Source organism: Flavobacterium sp. B167r, from assembly GCF_056824315.1.
In genome coordinates this window covers 1,191,476-1,210,036 of the sequence record NZ_CP124859.1, presented here as the reverse complement: position 1 = coordinate 1,210,036, position 18,561 = coordinate 1,191,476, and the positions used below count along the sequence as shown (strand labels likewise).

The following is an 18,561-nucleotide window of genomic DNA, read 5'->3' as shown; positions in this document are numbered from 1 at the left end:
TTTCAGTTACAGTATGTAGTGAGACTGTGACTGAAAAACTTTAATAACTATCGTTTTGAATAGTTCCCGGGTTGTTATCCATTTCTAATTGTGGAATTGGGAAATATTCTCTTCCTGCTGTAAAAGAATTAAATTCGGCATCTCTTGCTTTTAGCCAAGCTAATTTAGCAGGATCTTGAAGCCATCCCCAACGGCGGATATCGTCAAAACGGTGTCCTTCAAGAGGGAATTCTAAAAATCTTTCGTGACCAATTTGTTCTCTCATTTGTGCTTGAGACATTCCTGGTTTTGCAGTTGCTAAATCAGGAAGATTTGCTCTGTCTCTTACCATCTGAATATAAGTGTAAGCTCCTGGTGTATCGCCTGTTTCATTTAAACATTCTGCATACATTAAAAGAACATCAGCGTATCTTAGCAAACGCTCATTAATTCCTGAACGCCAATCGTATTCGTCTGCAAATTGTCCGTCAGAATTTTGGTATTTTCTACAGAATAAATCATTTAAATCGGCTGGACTTGCAGCGTAGAATGTTGCAAAATCTTTTCCGTACAATTGCATTCCGCCTGGTTTATTGTAGAAAATAGTCGCATCTAAACGAGGATCATCTTCTCCAGTTTTTGTTTTTTCTTCTTTAAATTCATTGAATAATGCCCAAGTTGGCTGAACATCTGTCCATCCGAAAGCACGTGGCGCATAGGTAATTGCTCTTGCAGAAGTTTTTCCCCATCCAGAAGCAGGAGCACCTCCCCAACCTAAATCAACTCCTCCTGCATCACGGCTGAATTGTACTTCAAAAAGAGATTCTGAATTGTTTTCGTTAGCTGTTGTGAAATTATCGCGGTAATTTGGCACCAAAGAATAAACTCCTAAATCTATTACTTGTTTAAAAGTTGCTCTTGCATTTGTAAAATCTTTGATAAACAAATAAGCTTTTCCTAAATATCCTAAAGCTGCACCTTTTGTTGCGCGTCCTTTTTGTCCAGCATCTAATCCGGAGATACCTGTATAAGTATTTGGAAGCAATTCTGCTGCTGCTTTAAAGTCTGCAATAACTTGTGCCCAGCCTTCTTCTTGTGTTTTTTGAGGATAATAAACGGCCAATTCTGTTGGAAGAGGTACATTTTTAAACAGGTTTACAGCGTGAAATAAGAACAGACCTCTTAAGAAATATGCTTGTCCTAAGATTCTGTTTTTTAAAGCTTCATCTTCAAAATCAATTTCAGGGACATTTGTTAATACTTGATTCGCACGGTAAATTCCTTGATAATAGGTTTCGTAAGCCCATCCATAAATCGATGCATCTGCAACATTAGAATTGAAATGTCCTACATTATACATTGAACCCCAAGGGCTGTTTGTTCGAGAATCATCGGCTCTTGCATCTAACAATAATGGCGTACTTCTCATGTAAGTACCATCTGTTAGTAAACTTCCGTAAGCAGCATTTACACCTTGTAATGCATCTTCATCTGTTTTCCAAAAATTATCGACAGAATCATTATTTGGGTCTAATTGAGTCAGATCTTCGTTATCCACACAACTTGTAGTTACCAAGGCTAGTGAAAGGAAAACGGTTATATAGCTAAAAAATTTAGATTTCATTTTAATACGTTTTAATGGTTAGACCTGGTTAGAAGCTCACTTCTACTCCTAAAGAAATTGTTCTTGGATTTGGAAAAGATCCTGCATCATATCCTCTTGAAAGTAATCCGTCGCTGTTAAAATCAGGATCGTATCCTTTGTATTTCGAAATAATCAACAGGTTTTGACCATTTAGGTAAACCTTAGCTTTTTCAATAAATTTATCTTTTATCGGAATGTTATAACCGATTTCCATTGTTTGCAGTTTCACAAAATCACCGCTTTCAATAAATCTATTTGAATCTCTAGCATTTCCATTTGGATCTCCAATAACTGGAGCTGGAATATTGGTATTAGTATTTGTTGGTGTCCAATAATTTAGTTCGTCTTTATGATGGTTTGTATATTGTCCGATCATTAAATTGCGGTACATCGCATTAAATACTTTGTTGCCACCTGCACCTTGCCAGAACATTGAGAAATCAAAGTTAGAATAAGAAGCACTGAAATTTAATCCGAAGCCATATTTAGGAATTGTTACCCCTTGAAAAGTTCTATCTGCGTCTGTAATAATTCCGTCACCGTTTACATCTTTAAATTTCACGTCTCCAGGAGCTGCTCCTGTTTGAGTTGGAGAAGACGCAACTTCAGCCGCATTTTGGAAAATTCCAATTGCTTCCCAAGCAAACATTTCTCCAACAGATCTTCCTACTTCTGTTTTAGAAACCGCTCCGTAGATAGGATTTCCGTTTACGCCAATTTTAGTAACTTCATTTTTCAGTGTTCCAAAATTTCCAGAAATATCATATTTAAATTTATGATGATGATTGCTGTAAGATGCTGTAAATTCTACCCCTGAGTTTTTCATTGATCCAGCATTTGTTGTTACACTCGCAGGAAAAGCTCCTGTAGAAAAAGGAAGAGGAACTCCTAATAATAAATCATTTGATTTTTTAATGAAATATTCTGCTGTAAACTGTAAATCATTGTTTAAGAAACCTAATTCGATACCAACATTTGAGTTTGTAGATTTCTCCCATTTTACATTAGGATCAAGCGCCGCCACTACAGTTGTTCCTGGAGCAAGCTCATTATTAAAATCATAACCAGCAAAACTGTTTACTGTTGAAGCAAAGAAATATTGCGAAATAGTATTGTTACCTAATGTACCGTAACCTCCTCTAAGTTTAATATTGCTTATCCATTCTGGCAATGTCCAGAATTTTTCGTTGCTAAGTTTCCAACCTCCTGAGAAAGAGTAAAAATTTGCCGAGTTATTTTTTTCGCTGAAAAGCGATGTTTTATCTTGTCTAAAATTTGCCTGCACTAAATATCTGTCATCATAAGAATAGTTTAATCTGCTGATATAAGATATTCCAGTAATTGTAAATTTATACTCAGAAGCATTTCTAGCATCTGCATATTGCAGCATCGGAATATCGTTTGGCGTAAAACCTACACCCCTCATATTATATCTGTGATAGTCTCTTTTTTCTTGAATCCAACCCGCAAGAGCATCAATTTTATGTTTTCCTAATGTAACTTCATAAGTTAAAATGTTATTCAAGAATGTTCTTAACTCATTTCCAGTTTCAACATCTAGAGATGCTTCATCATTTGTGGTAATGTAATACCATCCTAAATCACTTGGCGGCATAAATTTTCTGTTTTCCCAATCCGTTCTATCATAACTTACATCCAATTTATATTTAAGACCTTTTACGATTTCTACTTCTCCCCAAACATCTCCGATGAAACGGTTTCTTTTCCCGTTATTATCAATTAGATTATTAAATCCAATTGGGTTCATTGAAATTGCTCTTTGAGTCAGATTGTCTGTACCTCCGTAACCTCCAAGTCTGTTTGAATCGTAAACTGGCATGGTCGGGATAGCTCCTAAAATGTCACTTACAACAGTTTGGCCAGCATTGTATTCATTAAAAATTTCTTTATCAGATTGTGTGTAGGCTATTTTTGCACCGTATTTAAATTTTCCTTTTTTACCATTCAAATTTAAGTTGGTCGACAATCTCTCATAGTCCTGAGGCGTTTTAATGTAACTTGTGTTTTTAAAGTAATCAACATTAAAACTATAAGCAATACTTTCTGCACCTCCAGTAAAAGTCAAAGCTTGATTTTGTACCACACCAGTCTGAAAAGATTCTTTCTGCCAATCTGTATTTACATTTGATATATATGATGAGCTATTTGGATCATTTCCTGGAGCAATACTTACCGGAACACCTGCTCTAATATCTCTGTTTCTTTCAGCCTCGCTAGTGATTTTCTGATAACCAATGCGATCTGTAACATCCCATTTTTTAGCAACGTTTTGAAGACCTACAATCGACTTGAATTTAATGTCCATCTTGCCTTGTTTGCCTTTTTTAGTCGTAATAATTACAACACCATTCGCACCGCGCACACCATAAATAGCAGCAGAAGATGCATCTTTTAAAACCTGCATAGATTCAATTTCTCCTGGAGCAAAGTCGTATGGAGAATCGACCATGATACCATCAATTACAAACAGCGGATTGTTGTTACTAAATGAAGTTATTCCTCTAATTTTCACATTAACAAAGCCTCCCGGCTCTCCAGAAGATTGTACCGTAACACCTGGCACTTGTCCTTGAAGCATTTTAGCGGCATCATAAGCAACTACTTTTTTAGCCGATTCTAAATTGACAACACTTACAGAACCTGTTAAGTCCGATTTCTTTTGAGTTCCGTAACCAATAACAACTACCTCATTAAGTTTATTGGTGTCTTCGCTTAAAGCCGCATCAATTTTAGACTGGCCTCCTACGACTACCTCTTTGTTCTGAAATCCTATAAATGAAAAAACTAAAACATCGTTTGGAGATGCTTTAATCGAATACTCTCCGTCAAATCCAGTTGTAGCAACTGTTTTGGTTCCTTTTATTATAATGTTTACACCCGGCAAAGGAAGATTGTCTTGTGCCGATGTTACAACTCCTGTTATCGTTTTGCCCTGAGCAGACAATTGATTAACAGACAATAACAGCATCAATACTGCTAAAATCCAATTTGTTTTTGGCAATAGAAAATTGCAATACAAAAGTAATTTTTGTTTTGTAATCATAATGGTTTAGTTAAGATTGGTTAGTGGTTTTAGTTAATAAGTGTTAATCTTACATTTGTAAATTTAACTAAAAAAAAGCCACGTAAACAAATTAATATCACAAAAAAACAGCCGAAAAAAAACACATATCATAAATTAAGTGTTGAATTAACATTTAAAAATTCAAAGTTTTTTCAAAAAAAGAGCTGTTTTTTTAATTTTAATTGTGTAAAAAATACACTTTTAATAAAAAAGTCGTTTTTTAATCAAAAAAAGGCCTGAATAAAAAAAACATAAATAATCTGTTTTTTAATGAATTGAAACAAAGAAAACGATATATTTGTAAGTAAAATATTGTTTATTTTTGTGTGTTTTTGACCAAACAGAACATATTTTTATAAAAAACTATCCTTGAGTATCCTGTTTTTTTCTTAAAAAAATCTTAAAAAAAGGATTTGTATGTTATTTTTATGTAAAAAGTAACTTTTTAACTATACATTTGATGAGTTAATTATGTAAGTGTAAAATCTACATTAATAAATTATGAAAGCTTTTAGGAAGTTCATATATTTACCATCCAAATTAATTATATATGTTAAATAGTTATAGCTCTGCTGATAAAGTTTTACTGGCAGTAGACTGCATCATTTTCGGATTCGACAATGATGGTCTTAAAATCCTTCTTATTCAAAGAGATTTTGAGCCTGAAAAAGGAAAATGGTCCTTAATTGGAGGATTTCTAAAACGAGATGAAGTTTTAGATGCTGCTGCTACCCGAATCTTAAATACCTATACAGGTCTTAACGATATTTATATGGAGCAGTTGCATGCTTACAGCGAAATTGATCGTGATCCTGTCGAAAGAACCATTTCGGTTTCTTACTTTGCTTTAATTAATATCGAAAATCATAATGCAGAATTGATTCAGAATTATCATGCAGAATGGTTCCCTATTAATGATGCGCCAAATTTAATTTTTGACCACAACGAAATGGTCGATAATGCTATTAAAAGACTTCGATACAAAACTTCTATCAAACCAATTGGTTTTGAATTGCTTCCTGAAAAATTCACAATGCGCCAGCTTTTAGAATTGTACGAAGCCATTTTGAGCAAAGAATTAGACAAAAGAAATTTCATCAGTAAAATAAATTCTTTGGAAATTTTAAATAAACTGGAAGAAAAAGACATGCAGTCTTCTCGAAAAGGTTCTTACTTATATACTTTCAACAAAGAAAAATACGAAGAAAAACTACTCAATAATTTTGTATTGAATTTATAAACTTTATTATCCTCTCGCAGATTTAGGAGATTTGGCTGATTTAATAAAAAATCCCTGATATCTGGTAAATCTGCGGGAGAAATCTATAACGAATTACGCAATATAAGAGCAGATCTATTTTCGATCTGCTCTTTTGTTCCTTTCAAAACCATATCGGCCAGAATTTTTCCCATCAATTCAAAATTGGTTGAAATGGTGGTAATTCCATTTGCGGCAATTTTCTTCAATGGAGTTTCATTGTACGATATAATTCCGAAATCTTCTCCAAGTTTCAAATTCCGATTAATTGCATTTTCTATTACCAAAAGCAAATCTCGATCATGAGGAATAATATACAAATCTCCTAAAGCAATAGATTGGTTGCCAAAATCTGAAATAATTTCATAATCAAAACCATAATCTTGACAAAAAGATTCAAAACCTAATTTCATTCCGGGCGGTTCTCTAAAACCAGGAAAAATTAAAATCAGTTTCTTGTATTTTGACAATCTCGATTTGCCTTTCATCAAACCTTCGTAAATATCTTTTTGGTGGTTTTGGTAAATCGCCGGAAACATTTTTAGATCTGAATTAGTCTGATCTAAAATAATTACGTCGCCTACTGGTAGGGTTTTTATAGAATCGACGATATCGTTTAAGTTCGTCGGCATGATAATGTATTTTGTATAATTTCCGTTGCTGTCATTTATTAGTTTTTTAAAAACTTGAACATTAAAATGATAAAAGAAAATATCGACCTGAACATTTTTTCCGATGTTTTTTAAAAACGAATTATAAATATCTTCTTTGAAAATATTCAATTCGTCAAAAAGCAAAAAAACCTTCTGAGTTATAGTGATTTCAACGCTTTTAACATAATATCCTTTCCCAGGAATGGCATAAATAATCCCTCTTTTCTTCAGTTCGTCATACGCCAATAAGACTGTATCTCGAGACAAAGAAAAAGCCAGACAGACTTTATTTACCGATGGAAGTCTATCGCCCTTAATTAAATTTCCTTCTTCTATCGCTTTTTCGATTGAAAGAATAATCTGCTTATATTTTGGCAGACCAATGTTATTTTGAATTGAAATAATGTTCATAATAAAGTCATTTTGACTATTAATATCAAAAACTGGTGGGTACTGGTATGCAAAAATAAGAAATGTTTCTATTTTTGGATTTCATTATTGGTAAAAATTATATGGAAATAAAACAAATATCGCATTTAAAAGAGGCTCATAATTGCAAATTGTTCGGTTTAATGCCTAGTAATGAAGAGGTCTATTCTTTTGATTTGGTCAATAAGAAAGGAATGAAAGTTCAAATCATCAATTATGGTGCAACTGTAACTTCAATCCAAATTCCGCTTGACGGAAAACTGGTAGATGTTGTTTTGGGCTTTGATAATTTTGAAGCGTATTTAGAATCTTATAATTTACCAAGCGCACCTTATTTTGGAACTACAGTTGGTCGCTACGCGGGCCGTATTCATAAAGGATCTTTTGATCTAAATGATATTGAATATAAGCTTGATGAAAACAATAATGGCAACACGCTTCATGGCGGTGATATGGGATTTGGCAGAAAAATCTGGAATGTTGCAAGTGTAATTTCGGGAGAAAATCCTTCTATCACTTTTAGTCTTTTAAGCGAGCATTTGGATGAAGGTTTCCCTGGCGAAATGACGGTTTATTTGACCTATATTTTGACTGAAGAAAATGAATTAAAATTAGAATATAAAGCAACCTCAACAGAAGATACCGTGATCAATTTAACGCATCACAGTTATTTTAACCTTGATGGACATGACGGAAATGTTTTAGAACAGCAAATGTTTATCAAATCTGCGAAAATGCTGGAAACAAATCCAGACAATATTCCAACAGGAAATTTTACCGATTTAACCGATCATGATTTTGATTTTAGAACTCCTAAAAACTGTCCGTTTCCAATTGACAATTCGTTTGTGGTAAATTCTAAAACTGAAATTGTCGGACAATTGATCAGCTTAAAAAATAAATTGAGAATGAATGTTTATACCGATCAGCCAAGTGTACATATATATGTAGGCGGAAATTGTTTCGGAAAATTGAAAGGAAAAGAGAATGTAGATTACAACGCACAAAGCGGAATTTGTTTTGAAACGCAAAATTTCCCAGACGCTCCAAATCAAGCTCATTTTCCAAATGCAGTTTTGAAGAAAGGCGAAGAATACACGCAGAAAACTGTTTACAAATTTGAAAGTTTAAATTAATACAATTCCAAAAACCACAATACAACTAACTATATAATGAATGATATTTTAATACAAGATACTGTTGCTTTTTTCGAGAAATCTTTCGGGTCTTCTCCTCAAAAAACGGTACTTTCTCCAGGTAGAATCAACATCATCGGAGAGCATATTGACTACAACGATGGTTATGTTTTGCCTGCTGCAATTGACAAAGTGATTTGTTTTGCTTTTGAAAAAAACAATACCAAAACTTCTAAAATAATTGCCATCGATTTGAATGAAGAATTTGAAATCGATTTGACTCAGGAAGTAAAACTGAGCGATGTGGTTTGGACGAATTATATTCGTGGCGTAATTAAACAATTGCAAGACAACGGATTTTCTTTCGACGGTTTCAACTGTGTTTTCAGCAGTAATATTCCAGTTGGTTCTGGATTATCTTCTTCAGCAGCTTTAGAATGCGGAATGATTTTCGGAATCAAATCGCTGTTCGATTTAAAAATTGAGAAAAAAGACATTTCATTATTAGGACAAAAAGCAGAGCATTGGGTTGGCATCAACTGCGGAATTATGGATCAATTTTCGAGCGTTCACGGTCTTGAAAACAAAGTGATTCAGTTAGATTGCAACACCTTAGATTTTGAATATCACAACGCCGACTTCAAAGATTACTCTTTAATTTTATTTGATTCTAATGTAAAACATTCGCTTTTCACATCAGAATATAATACAAGAAGGATCGAATGCGAAGAAGGTTTATCGATTATAAAAAGCCATTTTCCAGAAGTAAAAAGTTTTAGAGACGCGACAGAAGAACAGGTTTTAAGCCTTAAAGATAAAATGACTGAAAAAGTTTTTTCTAGAGTTCATTTTGTTGTCAAAGAAATCAATCGTGTCATCAAAGCCTGCAAAGCTTTAGACCAAGGAAATATCGAGCTTTTAGGAGAATTGCTTTTTGAAACCCATTATGGTTTGTCTCAAGAATACGAGGTAAGCTGCGAAGAATTGGACATGCTTGTTGATACTGCAAAAGAAGATGATGCCATCATTGGTTCTAGACTTATGGGCGGCGGTTTTGGTGGCTGTACGATCAATTTAGTTAAAAAAGGACATGAAAATGAGGTAAAGCGTAAATTTTCGAAACTTTATTTAGATACATTTGGAATTGAATTAAAATTCTATGATGTAAAAATCTCAAACGGAACAACGCTACTTTAAATCCACAACACACTACAATGAAAAATTTTGACATTAACGAAGATCCACACAGACGCTTTAATCCATTAATTAACGAATGGGTCTTGGTTTCTCCTCATCGCGCAAAACGGCCTTGGCAAGGACAGAACGAAACTATTTCAACCGAAGAACTTCCTAAATACGACCCAACTTGTTATTTGTGTCCGGGAAATGTTCGTGCCAACGGAGTGAATAATCCGCAATACGAAAGCAGTTTTGTTTTTGAAAATGATTTTGCTGCCATGAAACAGGACGATATTATTTTTGAAGACGATATTAAACATACCTTTTTTAAAGCAAAACCAGAACAGGGAATTTCGAGAGTCGTTTGCTTTTCGCCAAGACACGACCTGACTTTACCAGAAATGGAAATTGCTGATATTGAAAACATCATTAGAACTTGGCAGAAAGAATATACCGATTTAGGAAATATTAAATTCATTAACCACGTTCAGATTTTTGAAAACAAAGGAAGTGTTATGGGATGCAGCAACCCGCACCCACACGGACAAATTTGGGCACAGTCTTCATTGCCAACTCAGGTTGAAAAAACGCAAAACAGCTTAAAATCATATTTCGATAAAAATGACAGAACTTTATTGGAAGATTATGTTAGAGCCGAATTGAAAGCTGGCGATCGTATCGTAATTGAGAACGATCATTTTGTGGCATTAGTTCCGTTTTGGGCAATCTGGCCTTACGAAACTATGATTGTCAGCAAAAGAGCCATAAACAAAATCACGAATTTCACTGCTGATGAAAGTAGCGCTTTCGCGAAAATCTTAAAGCAGCTTACAACGAAGTATGACAATTTATTTAATACTTCATTTCCATATTCGTCAGGAATTCACCAATCGCCAACAGATGGTTTAATTCACCCAGAATGGCATTTTCACATGCATTTTTATCCGCCTTTGTTAAGATCGGCAACGGTAAAAAAATTCATGGTCGGATACGAAATGTTAGGCGAATCGCAACGTGATATTACACCTGAAAAAAGTGCCGAAATTTTAAGACAGCTTTCAGATGTACATTACAAAAGTCTAGTAAAAGCTTAATGGTTTAATGTTGTGCTAAAGCCAAAAATAAAAATTTAACACAATTCCCGATTAATAAATGTAAAAAACACATTTGCTAATGGCTGATTTCTAAATTTTTATTTTACATTTGGCTTCTGCTTTTGTTTTCGCAAAAAAATAACAGAAATAAAACACATCTTGCATTTTTAACAAGATTTGACAACATAAAAACTGATTTAAAACCACATAAACAAACAACCCTATAATAATTATTTAAAATACTACTAACAATGAACCAAAACCTCGCTTTCGCAGACTATGCGGTTTTTATTATTTACTTTATCGTAGTCTCGGTCTACGGTTACACCGTTTACCGCAAACGTAAACAAGACGAACAGGATGCTAAGGCTTACTTTTTAGCTGAAGGAAATTTGACATGGTGGGCAATTGGAGCTTCTCTTATTGCTTCTAATATCTCTGCTGAGCAGTTCATCGGAATGAGCGGTGAAGGTTTCTTTTTAGGAATCGCTGTTGCTGCCTACGAATGGCTTGCTGCTATTGCACTTATTATTGTGGCTGTATGGTTTATTCCTGTGTATCTTAAAAACAAGATTTACACGATGCCGCAATTCTTAAAAACACGTTACAATGAATCTACTGCGCTTATTATGGCCGTTTTCTGGCTGTTTTTATACGTTTTTGTAAACTTAACTTCTATTTTATACCTAGGAGCTGTTGCCATTAACGGACTTGCAGGCGGACAATATCTTCACGTAATCATGGTGGGATTAGCTGTTTTTGCTTTATTTATTTCTCTTGGAGGAATGAAAGTTGTGGCTTACACAGACGTTATTCAAGTTGCTGTATTGATTATTGGAGGTTTGGTAACTTCTTATATCGCTTTGACAACTGTTGGACAATATTTCGGTGTTGGCGAAAATGCAATTGCAGGTTTCAAAGTTTTAATGAGAGAAGCTCCAGAGCATTTCAAAATGATTATCCCAAAACCTACTGCGACTTCTTCACAGCTTGAAATCGACAAATATTTGACTTTCCCAGGATTGTTATCTTACGCTGCAGGTATCTGGATCATCAACTTAAACTACTGGGGATGTAACCAATACATTACCCAAAGAGCACTTGGGGCAGATTTGCAAACGGCCCGTACAGGAATTTTATTCGCCGGTATGTTGAAATTATTAATGCCATTAATCGTAATGCTCCCTGGTATTGCTGCTTACGTTTTATACACGAACGGACATTTACCTCAATTGGTTGGAGGAAAAGACGGAGCATATTCTGCTGTATTGACATTCCTTCCAACTGGATTAAAAGGACTTTCTGTTGCAGCTTTAACGGCTGCAATTGTGGCTTCTTTGGCTGGAAAAGTAAACAGTATTTCTACAATCTATACATTAGATATTCATAAAAAATACATTCAGAAAGATGCTGGTGAAAAACAGCAGGTAAACATCGGACGTCTTGCTGTTTTCGCTGCAATGCTTCTTGCCGTTTTATTCACATGGAACGACGTATTAGGAATCGGTGGTGTTGGAGGATTTACATACATCCAAAAATACACAGGATTCATCAGCCCTGGAGTTTTTGCTATGTTCTTCTTAGGTATGTTCTGGAAAAGAACTACCGGAACAGCAGCAATCGTGGGTGTAATTTTAGGATTCGTATTATCTGTTTTATTCAACGAATACGCTCCAGCTTTATTTGGAAACGACACACTTTTATACACAGCTTACAGCAATGGAAAAGGAGCTTTCGAAATTCCGTTTCACATCTGTATGGGATTATCATTTTTATTTACAATGATTGCGATGATCCTTATAAGTTTCGCTGGACCAAAAGTAAACCCTAAAGCATTCGAGACAGAACCTGGAATGTTCAAAGTTAAACCGCAAACAACTGTTCTTATCGTAATCACGATGCTGATCATTGTTGCGCTTTATGTTAAGTTCTGGTAATAAATTATCAGTTCAATTCTCTCTATCTTTACAGCTGTTGTTTGTCATGAACAACAGCTGTAAATTTTTAAACTATATTCGGCACAGATTAAAATGATTCTTTTTTTGTCACCCTGAGCGAAGTCGAAGGGCGTTCCAATTGGACGTGGGCTTCGACTTCGCTCAGCCTGACAAAGTTGGGTTTTAAATCATACAATCTGGCAAAAAAATTAAACAGAATTTTTTAAATTATAATACATAAATACCATGCAGTTATCATTAACCCAAAAAATCATTATCGTTACTGGAGGCGCAAAAGGAATTGGCTTAGGAATTGTAAAAGTCCTAGCCGAAGAAAATGCGATTCCGTTTATCGTTGGACGTAACGAAGATGACAACATCAAAGCCGTAGAAGAATTAAAAGCCATTGGAAAGGAAGCACATCAAGTTGCTGCTGATCTTACAAAACCTGAAGACTGCAAAAAAGCTGTGGAAGCCGTAATCGCCAAATTTGGTCGAATTGACGGATTGGTAAACAATGCCGGAGTTAATGATGGCGTTGGATTAGAAAACGGAAATTACGAAGATTTCGCTGCTTCACTTCACAAAAATTTAGTGCATTATTATTTAATGGCGCAACATGCTCTTCCTTATTTGAAAGAATCGAAAGGAGCAATCGTAAACATTGGTTCTAAAACTGCCGAAACTGGACAAGGCGGAACCTCAGCGTACGCTGCTTCAAACGGAGGAAGAAATGCTTTAACTAGAGAATGGGCTGTTGAATTATTAAAATACAGCATTCGTGTAAACGCAGTAATTGTGGCAGAATGTTACACTCCTCTTTACGAAACGTGGATTAACACTTTCGAAAATAAAGAAGAAAAATTAGCGGCAATCACTAAAAATATTCCGTTAGAAAATAGAATGACAACAGCAGAAGAAATCGCTAATATGGTGGTTTTCTTGTTGTCTGAAAAATCAAGCCATACAACTGGGCAGATCATTTATGTAGACGGTGGTTACACACATTTAGATCGATCTATTTAATTTTTTTTCAGCCACAGATTTAAAGGATTAAAAATGATTCACTTTAGTTTGTGACCCTGAGCGGAGTCGAAGGGCGTTCCAATTGGACGTGGGCTTCGACTCCGCTCAGCCTGACAAAAAGCAGAGTAAAATCATTTTTAATCCTTTAAATCTGTGGCATTTTTATATAGCACTATTCTTAAACTCCGAAGGTGTAATTCCTTTAAACTTCTTAAAGAGTTTATTAAAATTAGAAGCCGTTTTATAACCACAATCATAAGCGATTTCAGACATGCTTTTATCAGTTTCCAAAAGCAATTTACAAGCATTTGAAATTCTGATTTCATGAAGATAATCCACAAAATTCTTTTTTGTTTTTGCTCTAAACATTCTGCAGAAAGAAGTCCGTGTCATATTCGCGACAGCGGCAATTTCATCTAAGGAAATATTCTTTTTGAAATTTTTATTTACGTATTGAAAAACCTCCGAAAGGCGATCAACTTTTGAATCTTTCTGCATCAACGAATAAATTTCGTCATTAATATAAATCTTGTCCTGACTGTCTGAAAGAATAGATAAGATTTCAAAAAGTCCGACAATCACTTCAAAATCTTTTTTAGAAACTAATTTCTCAAGTTTTTTAGCAATCTGTTTATTTGTTTTTCCGATAATCGAAATTCCTTTTCCTGCTTGAAAAAAGAGTTCGTTTATTTTCTGAGTTTCTTTTAATTCGTAAAAAGTCGGTCCGAAAATATCTTTATGAAAATATACAACTATCGAATTAGCTTTTAAATCTTCAATTCCTTGATAATATTTTTCGTCATTCAGCCAAACGTGCGGAATATCAGAACCTAAAAAAACCATATCTCCAGGTTCAAACGGCATTACCGAGTTTCCGATAATTCGTTTTCCAAAACTCTCTTTTACATATACCAATTCCAATTCTGGATGCGAATGAAATGGCGCCTGAAAAAACGGTTCAATACGATTCAGTACCGAAACTCTTGAATTGAGATATGACGTTATTTTAATTTGCTCCAATTTCATACTGCAAAGATAATTAAAGATTATACACGGATAATATTAGACTAACAACAAAAGGCTAAAAAAACTAATTTTATTTTTCGTTTACTGCCCAAATTTTATTGAAAATAAAGCGCTTAACGACAACACAAAAAAGAAAAAAACAAAAAATAATGCAGGAAAACACAACTAAAAAACTAGTGGTAAAACTACATCCGGACGATAATGTTCTGGTTGCTTTAACCGACTTACAAAAAGGTGAAACTATTCTTTTTGAAAACGAAACTTACGTTTTGCAAGACCTCATCAAAGCCAAACATAAATTCTACATGCAAGACATGAAGCAGGGAGAAGAAGTAAATATGTATGGCGTTTTGGTCGGAAAAGTGCAAAATGATATTGTCAAAGGAAGTTTAATGACGACTGAAAATTTAAAGCACGCCGCAGATCCTTACGCTTACAGAAATGCTTCTTACGAATGGAACGCGCCTGATGTTTCTAAATTCGAAAACAGAACTTTTAAAGGTTACAAAAGAAAAGACGGACGCGTTGGAACGGCAAATTACTGGCTTTTTGTTCCTACTGTTTTTTGTGAAAATCGAAACCTTGACGTGATCAAAGAAGCTTTGCACAAGCAATTAGGTTATGCGGTAACAGACAAATACAATCAATTTACGCACGAATTACTGGAAGGTTATTTGAACGGAAATGACATTAATGATATTAATATTGAATTGAATCCGACGCCAAAAAACAAACGTGTTTTTGAAAATGTGGACGGAATTAAATTCTTAAATCACCAAGGCGGTTGCGGCGGAACTCGCCAAGATGCTTCTACTTTGAGTGCTTTATTGGCTTCTTACGCAAATCATCCAAACGTTGGAGGAATCACACTTTTGAGTTTAGGATGCCAGCATTTACAAGTTCAAGATTTTGTAAATGATGTAAAAAGACAAAATCCAGAGTTTGACAAACCGTTGTTTATTTTTGAACAGCAGCAGACAGAAAGCGAAGAAGTTCTGATTACTAATGCCATCAAAAAGACTTTTGAAGGTTTAATCGAAATCAACAAATACGAAAGAACAGATGCTCCTTTAAGCGATTTATGCATTGGAGTAAAATGTGGAGGAAGCGACGGTTTCAGCGGTGTTTCTGCAAATCCAGCTGTTGGTTATACTTCGGATTTGGTTGTCGCTTTAGGCGGAAAAATTCTTTTGGCTGAATTCCCAGAATTATGCGGTGCTGAGCAAAACTTAATCGACAGATGTATTACAGAAGATAATGCTAAAAAATTCATAGATTTAATGGAATCTTACGATGAACTGGCTCATAAAGTAGGTTCTGGTTTCCATATGAATCCATCTCCTGGAAATATCAAAGATGGTTTAATTACCGATGCAATCAAAAGTGCTGGAGCTGCCAAAAAAGGCGGAACTTCTCCTGTGGTTGATGTTTTAGATTATACCGAGTTGGTTACAAAACCAGGTTTAAGTTTGGTTTGTACGCCAGGAAATGACGTTGAAGCAACAACTGGAAAAGCGGCTTCTGGAGCAACTTTAATTTTGTTTACAACAGGTTTAGGAACTCCAACTGGAAATCCGGTTTGTCCTGTTATTAAAGTTGCAACAAATTCTGTTCTAGCAACTAGAATGAAAGATATTATCGATATTGACTGCGGACCAATCATTAGCGGTGAAAAATCTATTGAAGAAATGGGCGAAGAAATTTTAGAATATTGCATCAAAGCGGCAAGCGGCGAAATTATTCCGAAAGCGGTTCAATTAAACCAAGACGATTTTATTCCGTGGAAACGTGGCGTATCTTTGTAAAAGACTCAATTAAAAATAACACATAAAAATTATATCAAATGTTTTCATTACAAAATAAAAAAGCAATTATCACAGGCGGCGGAAGCGGAATAGGAAGAGCGATTTCTGTTTTATTTGCTAAACAAGGAGCTGAAGTTCATATTTTAGAATTAACTGAAGAAAGCGCAAAAGAAACGGTTGAAGAAATCAAATCTGCTGGCGGAAGTGTTTTTGCTCACGCTTGTGACGTTTCTAACCACGAACAAGTAAACTCAACTTTCCAGAAAATTGGAAATATCAATATTTTGGTAAACAACGCTGGAATTGCTCACGTTGGAAAAGTAGACACGACTTCTGAATCTGATTTTGACAGAATTATGAATGTCAACGTAAAAGGAGTTTACAACTGTCTTCACGCTTCTATTCCGGCGCTAAGAAGCTCTGGTGGAGGTGTAATCTTAAACTTAGCTTCTATTGCTTGCTGGGTTGGAATTCCTGATCGTTTTGCTTATTCTACTGCAAAAGGTGCAGTTATGGCCATGACTTTATCGGTTGCAAAAGATTATTTGAATGATAAAATTAGATGTAATTCGATTTCTCCTGCTAGAGTGCACACGCCTTTCGTAGACGGATTTATTTCTAAAAATTATCCAGGGAAAGAAGAAGAAATCTTCGAAAAATTATCTCAATCACAGCCAATCGGCCGTATGGGAAAACCTGATGAAATCGCAACTTTAGCTTTATTTTTATGCAGCGACGAGTCTTCTTTCATCACTGGTTCTGATTACCCAATTGATGGAGGGTTTATTAAATTGAATAACTAAAAAAGAAATTGCCACAGATTAAAAGATTAAAATGATTAGCTCTAGTTTGTCACCCTGAGCGAAGTCGAAGGGCGCTCCAATTGGAATCGGGCTTCGACTTCGCTCAGCCAGACAAAACAGGAAATAAAAATCCTTTTTAATCCTTTAAATCTGTGGCAAAAAAATATTAAAAAATAAAAAATTATGAAACTTATTAGATTTGGAGAAGAAGGAAAAGAAAAACCAGGGGTTTTACTAAATGATAAAAGATATGATGTTTCGTCTATCGTAACAGATTACAACGAAGCTTTTTTTGAAAATGACGGATTAAAGAAATTAGAAGAAGCTTTAAAAAACAATCCTGCACTTCCAGAAATTAGCGATTCAGTTCGTTTAGGTTCGCCAGTTGCACGTCCTTCAAAAATTATCTGCATCGGATTAAATTATGTTGATCACTGTGAAGAAACTGGCGCTGCGATTCCAGAAGAGCCAATTATTTTCTTTAAATCGACAACTTCTTTATGCGGACCAAATGACAATTTGATCATTCCAAAAAACAGTGAAAAAACAGATTGGGAAGTAGAATTGGCATTTGTTGTTGGTAAAAAAGCAAGCTATGTTTCTGAAGAAGATGCACCAAACTACATCGCTGGATATTGCCTTTTGAATGATTACAGCGAAAGAGCTTTCCAAATCGAGCGCGGCGGACAATGGGCAAAAGGAAAAGGTTCTGATACCTTCGCTCCTCTTGGACCAATTATGGCAACTCCAGACGAAGTTGGCGACGTAAACAATTTAAAAATGTGGTTAACTGTAAACGGAAAAACATTCCAAAACAGTAATACTTCAAACTTGATTTTCAAAATTCCTTTTTTAGTGCATTACTTAAGCCAGTTTATGACATTGCTTCCTGGCGATGTAATTAGTACTGGAACGCCTCCGGGAGTTGGTTTGGGAATTAAACCAGATCCAATTTACATCAAAGCAGGCGACGTAATCGAATTAGGAATTGAAGGTTTAGGTACTAGCAAACAAACTGCTGTAGCTTACCAAGGATAAATTTTAAGATTATGGCAACACAAAAATTCTGTCTGGCTTTAGACTTAAAAGACGATGCAAACTTAATTGCAGAATACAAAGAGCTGCATGAAAATGTTTGGCCTGAAATTAAAAAAAGCATTCAAGATGCTGGAATTTTAGTTTTGGATATTTATTGCACAGGAAATAGACTTTTCATGATCATCGAAGGTGATGAAAATTTCTCTTTCGAGAAAAAAGACAAAGCCGACGCTGCAAACGAAAAAGTTCAGGAATGGGAAACTTTAATGTGGAAATTCCAGCAAGCGCTTCCTTGGGCAAAACCAGGACAAAAATGGATTTTAATGGATAAGATATTTGAATTGTAATTCATTCTATATTCCGTTAGAAATATCTCATCGGTAGAAAAAAAATGCCGTGGTGAATATGTCTTGTAGGGACATCTGATTTACGGAAATAATATATCCCAAAATTAATCAAACGTTCCTA

Annotated in this window: 14 protein-coding genes; 10 read left to right on the top strand and 4 right to left on the bottom strand. The window is 34.9% G+C overall.

Features of this window, described 5'->3' with window-relative positions:
* Positions 1–40 precede the first annotated feature (40 nt).
* Together QLQ96_RS05550 and QLQ96_RS05545 are read right to left on the bottom strand one after the other, a co-directional pair.
* Complete coding sequence (locus tag QLQ96_RS05550; protein ID WP_482495370.1) at positions 41–1,603, bottom strand: RagB/SusD family nutrient uptake outer membrane protein; 1,563 nt, start codon at positions 1,601–1,603, stop codon at positions 41–43.
* A gap of 28 nt (positions 1,604–1,631) precedes the next feature.
* Entirely contained in the window at positions 1,632–4,688 is a 3,057-nt protein-coding gene (locus QLQ96_RS05545; RefSeq protein ID WP_482495368.1) for a SusC/RagA family TonB-linked outer membrane protein, read from the bottom strand.
* Positions 4,689–5,259: 571 nt separating this feature from the next.
* On the opposite strand from QLQ96_RS05545, the gene QLQ96_RS05540 reads away from it, so the two are divergent.
* A complete protein-coding gene (locus QLQ96_RS05540) occupies positions 5,260–5,949 on the top strand; it encodes an NUDIX hydrolase (RefSeq protein WP_482495366.1) in 690 nt (229 codons plus the stop codon).
* An 83-nt stretch (positions 5,950–6,032) separates the two neighbouring features.
* Here QLQ96_RS05540 and QLQ96_RS05535 read toward each other — a convergent pair whose 3' ends face one another.
* The gene (locus tag QLQ96_RS05535; protein ID WP_482495364.1) at positions 6,033–7,031 is read right to left on the bottom strand and encodes a GntR family transcriptional regulator; all 999 of its coding nucleotides are present in this window, start codon (positions 7,029–7,031) and stop codon (positions 6,033–6,035) included.
* Between the two features lie 101 nt (positions 7,032–7,132).
* On the opposite strand from QLQ96_RS05535, the gene QLQ96_RS05530 reads away from it, so the two are divergent.
* From QLQ96_RS05530 to QLQ96_RS05510, 5 genes are all read left to right on the top strand, one after another.
* On the top strand, positions 7,133–8,185 hold the full coding sequence (locus QLQ96_RS05530) for an aldose epimerase family protein (RefSeq protein ID WP_482495362.1): 1,053 nt from the start codon (positions 7,133–7,135) through the stop codon (positions 8,183–8,185).
* Positions 8,186–8,221: 36 nt separating this feature from the next.
* On the top strand, positions 8,222–9,382 hold the full coding sequence (gene galK / locus QLQ96_RS05525; protein ID WP_482495360.1) for a galactokinase: 1,161 nt from the start codon (positions 8,222–8,224) through the stop codon (positions 9,380–9,382).
* A 17-nt stretch (positions 9,383–9,399) separates the two neighbouring features.
* On the top strand, positions 9,400–10,458 hold the full coding sequence (locus QLQ96_RS05520) for a UDP-glucose--hexose-1-phosphate uridylyltransferase (RefSeq protein WP_482495358.1): 1,059 nt from the start codon (positions 9,400–9,402) through the stop codon (positions 10,456–10,458).
* A gap of 251 nt (positions 10,459–10,709) precedes the next feature.
* A complete protein-coding gene (locus QLQ96_RS05515; RefSeq protein WP_482495356.1) occupies positions 10,710–12,395 on the top strand; it encodes a sodium/sugar symporter in 1,686 nt (561 codons plus the stop codon).
* A 246-nt stretch (positions 12,396–12,641) separates the two neighbouring features.
* The gene (locus tag QLQ96_RS05510; protein ID WP_482495354.1) at positions 12,642–13,421 is read left to right on the top strand and encodes an L-fucose dehydrogenase; all 780 of its coding nucleotides are present in this window, start codon (positions 12,642–12,644) and stop codon (positions 13,419–13,421) included.
* Positions 13,422–13,583: 162 nt separating this feature from the next.
* Here the strand turns inward: QLQ96_RS05510 and QLQ96_RS05505 are convergent, their stop codons facing one another.
* Entirely contained in the window at positions 13,584–14,447 is an 864-nt protein-coding gene (locus tag QLQ96_RS05505; RefSeq protein WP_482495353.1) for an AraC family transcriptional regulator, read from the bottom strand.
* A 149-nt stretch (positions 14,448–14,596) separates the two neighbouring features.
* Between QLQ96_RS05505 and QLQ96_RS05500 the strand changes: the two genes are divergently transcribed.
* The 4 genes from QLQ96_RS05500 (at position 14,597) to QLQ96_RS05485 (ending at position 18,440) form a co-directional block, all read left to right on the top strand.
* Entirely contained in the window at positions 14,597–16,252 is a 1,656-nt protein-coding gene (locus tag QLQ96_RS05500; protein WP_482495352.1) for a UxaA family hydrolase, read from the top strand.
* Positions 16,253–16,290: 38 nt separating this feature from the next.
* Positions 16,291–17,055, top strand: a complete 765-nt coding sequence (locus QLQ96_RS05495; protein ID WP_482495350.1) for an SDR family NAD(P)-dependent oxidoreductase — start codon at positions 16,291–16,293, stop codon at positions 17,053–17,055.
* Positions 17,056–17,238: 183 nt separating this feature from the next.
* A complete protein-coding gene (locus tag QLQ96_RS05490; protein WP_482495348.1) occupies positions 17,239–18,093 on the top strand; it encodes a fumarylacetoacetate hydrolase family protein in 855 nt (284 codons plus the stop codon).
* Positions 18,094–18,104: 11 nt separating this feature from the next.
* On the top strand, positions 18,105–18,440 hold the full coding sequence (locus QLQ96_RS05485; protein ID WP_144216235.1) for an L-rhamnose mutarotase: 336 nt from the start codon (positions 18,105–18,107) through the stop codon (positions 18,438–18,440).
* Positions 18,441–18,561: the final 121 nt, after the last annotated feature.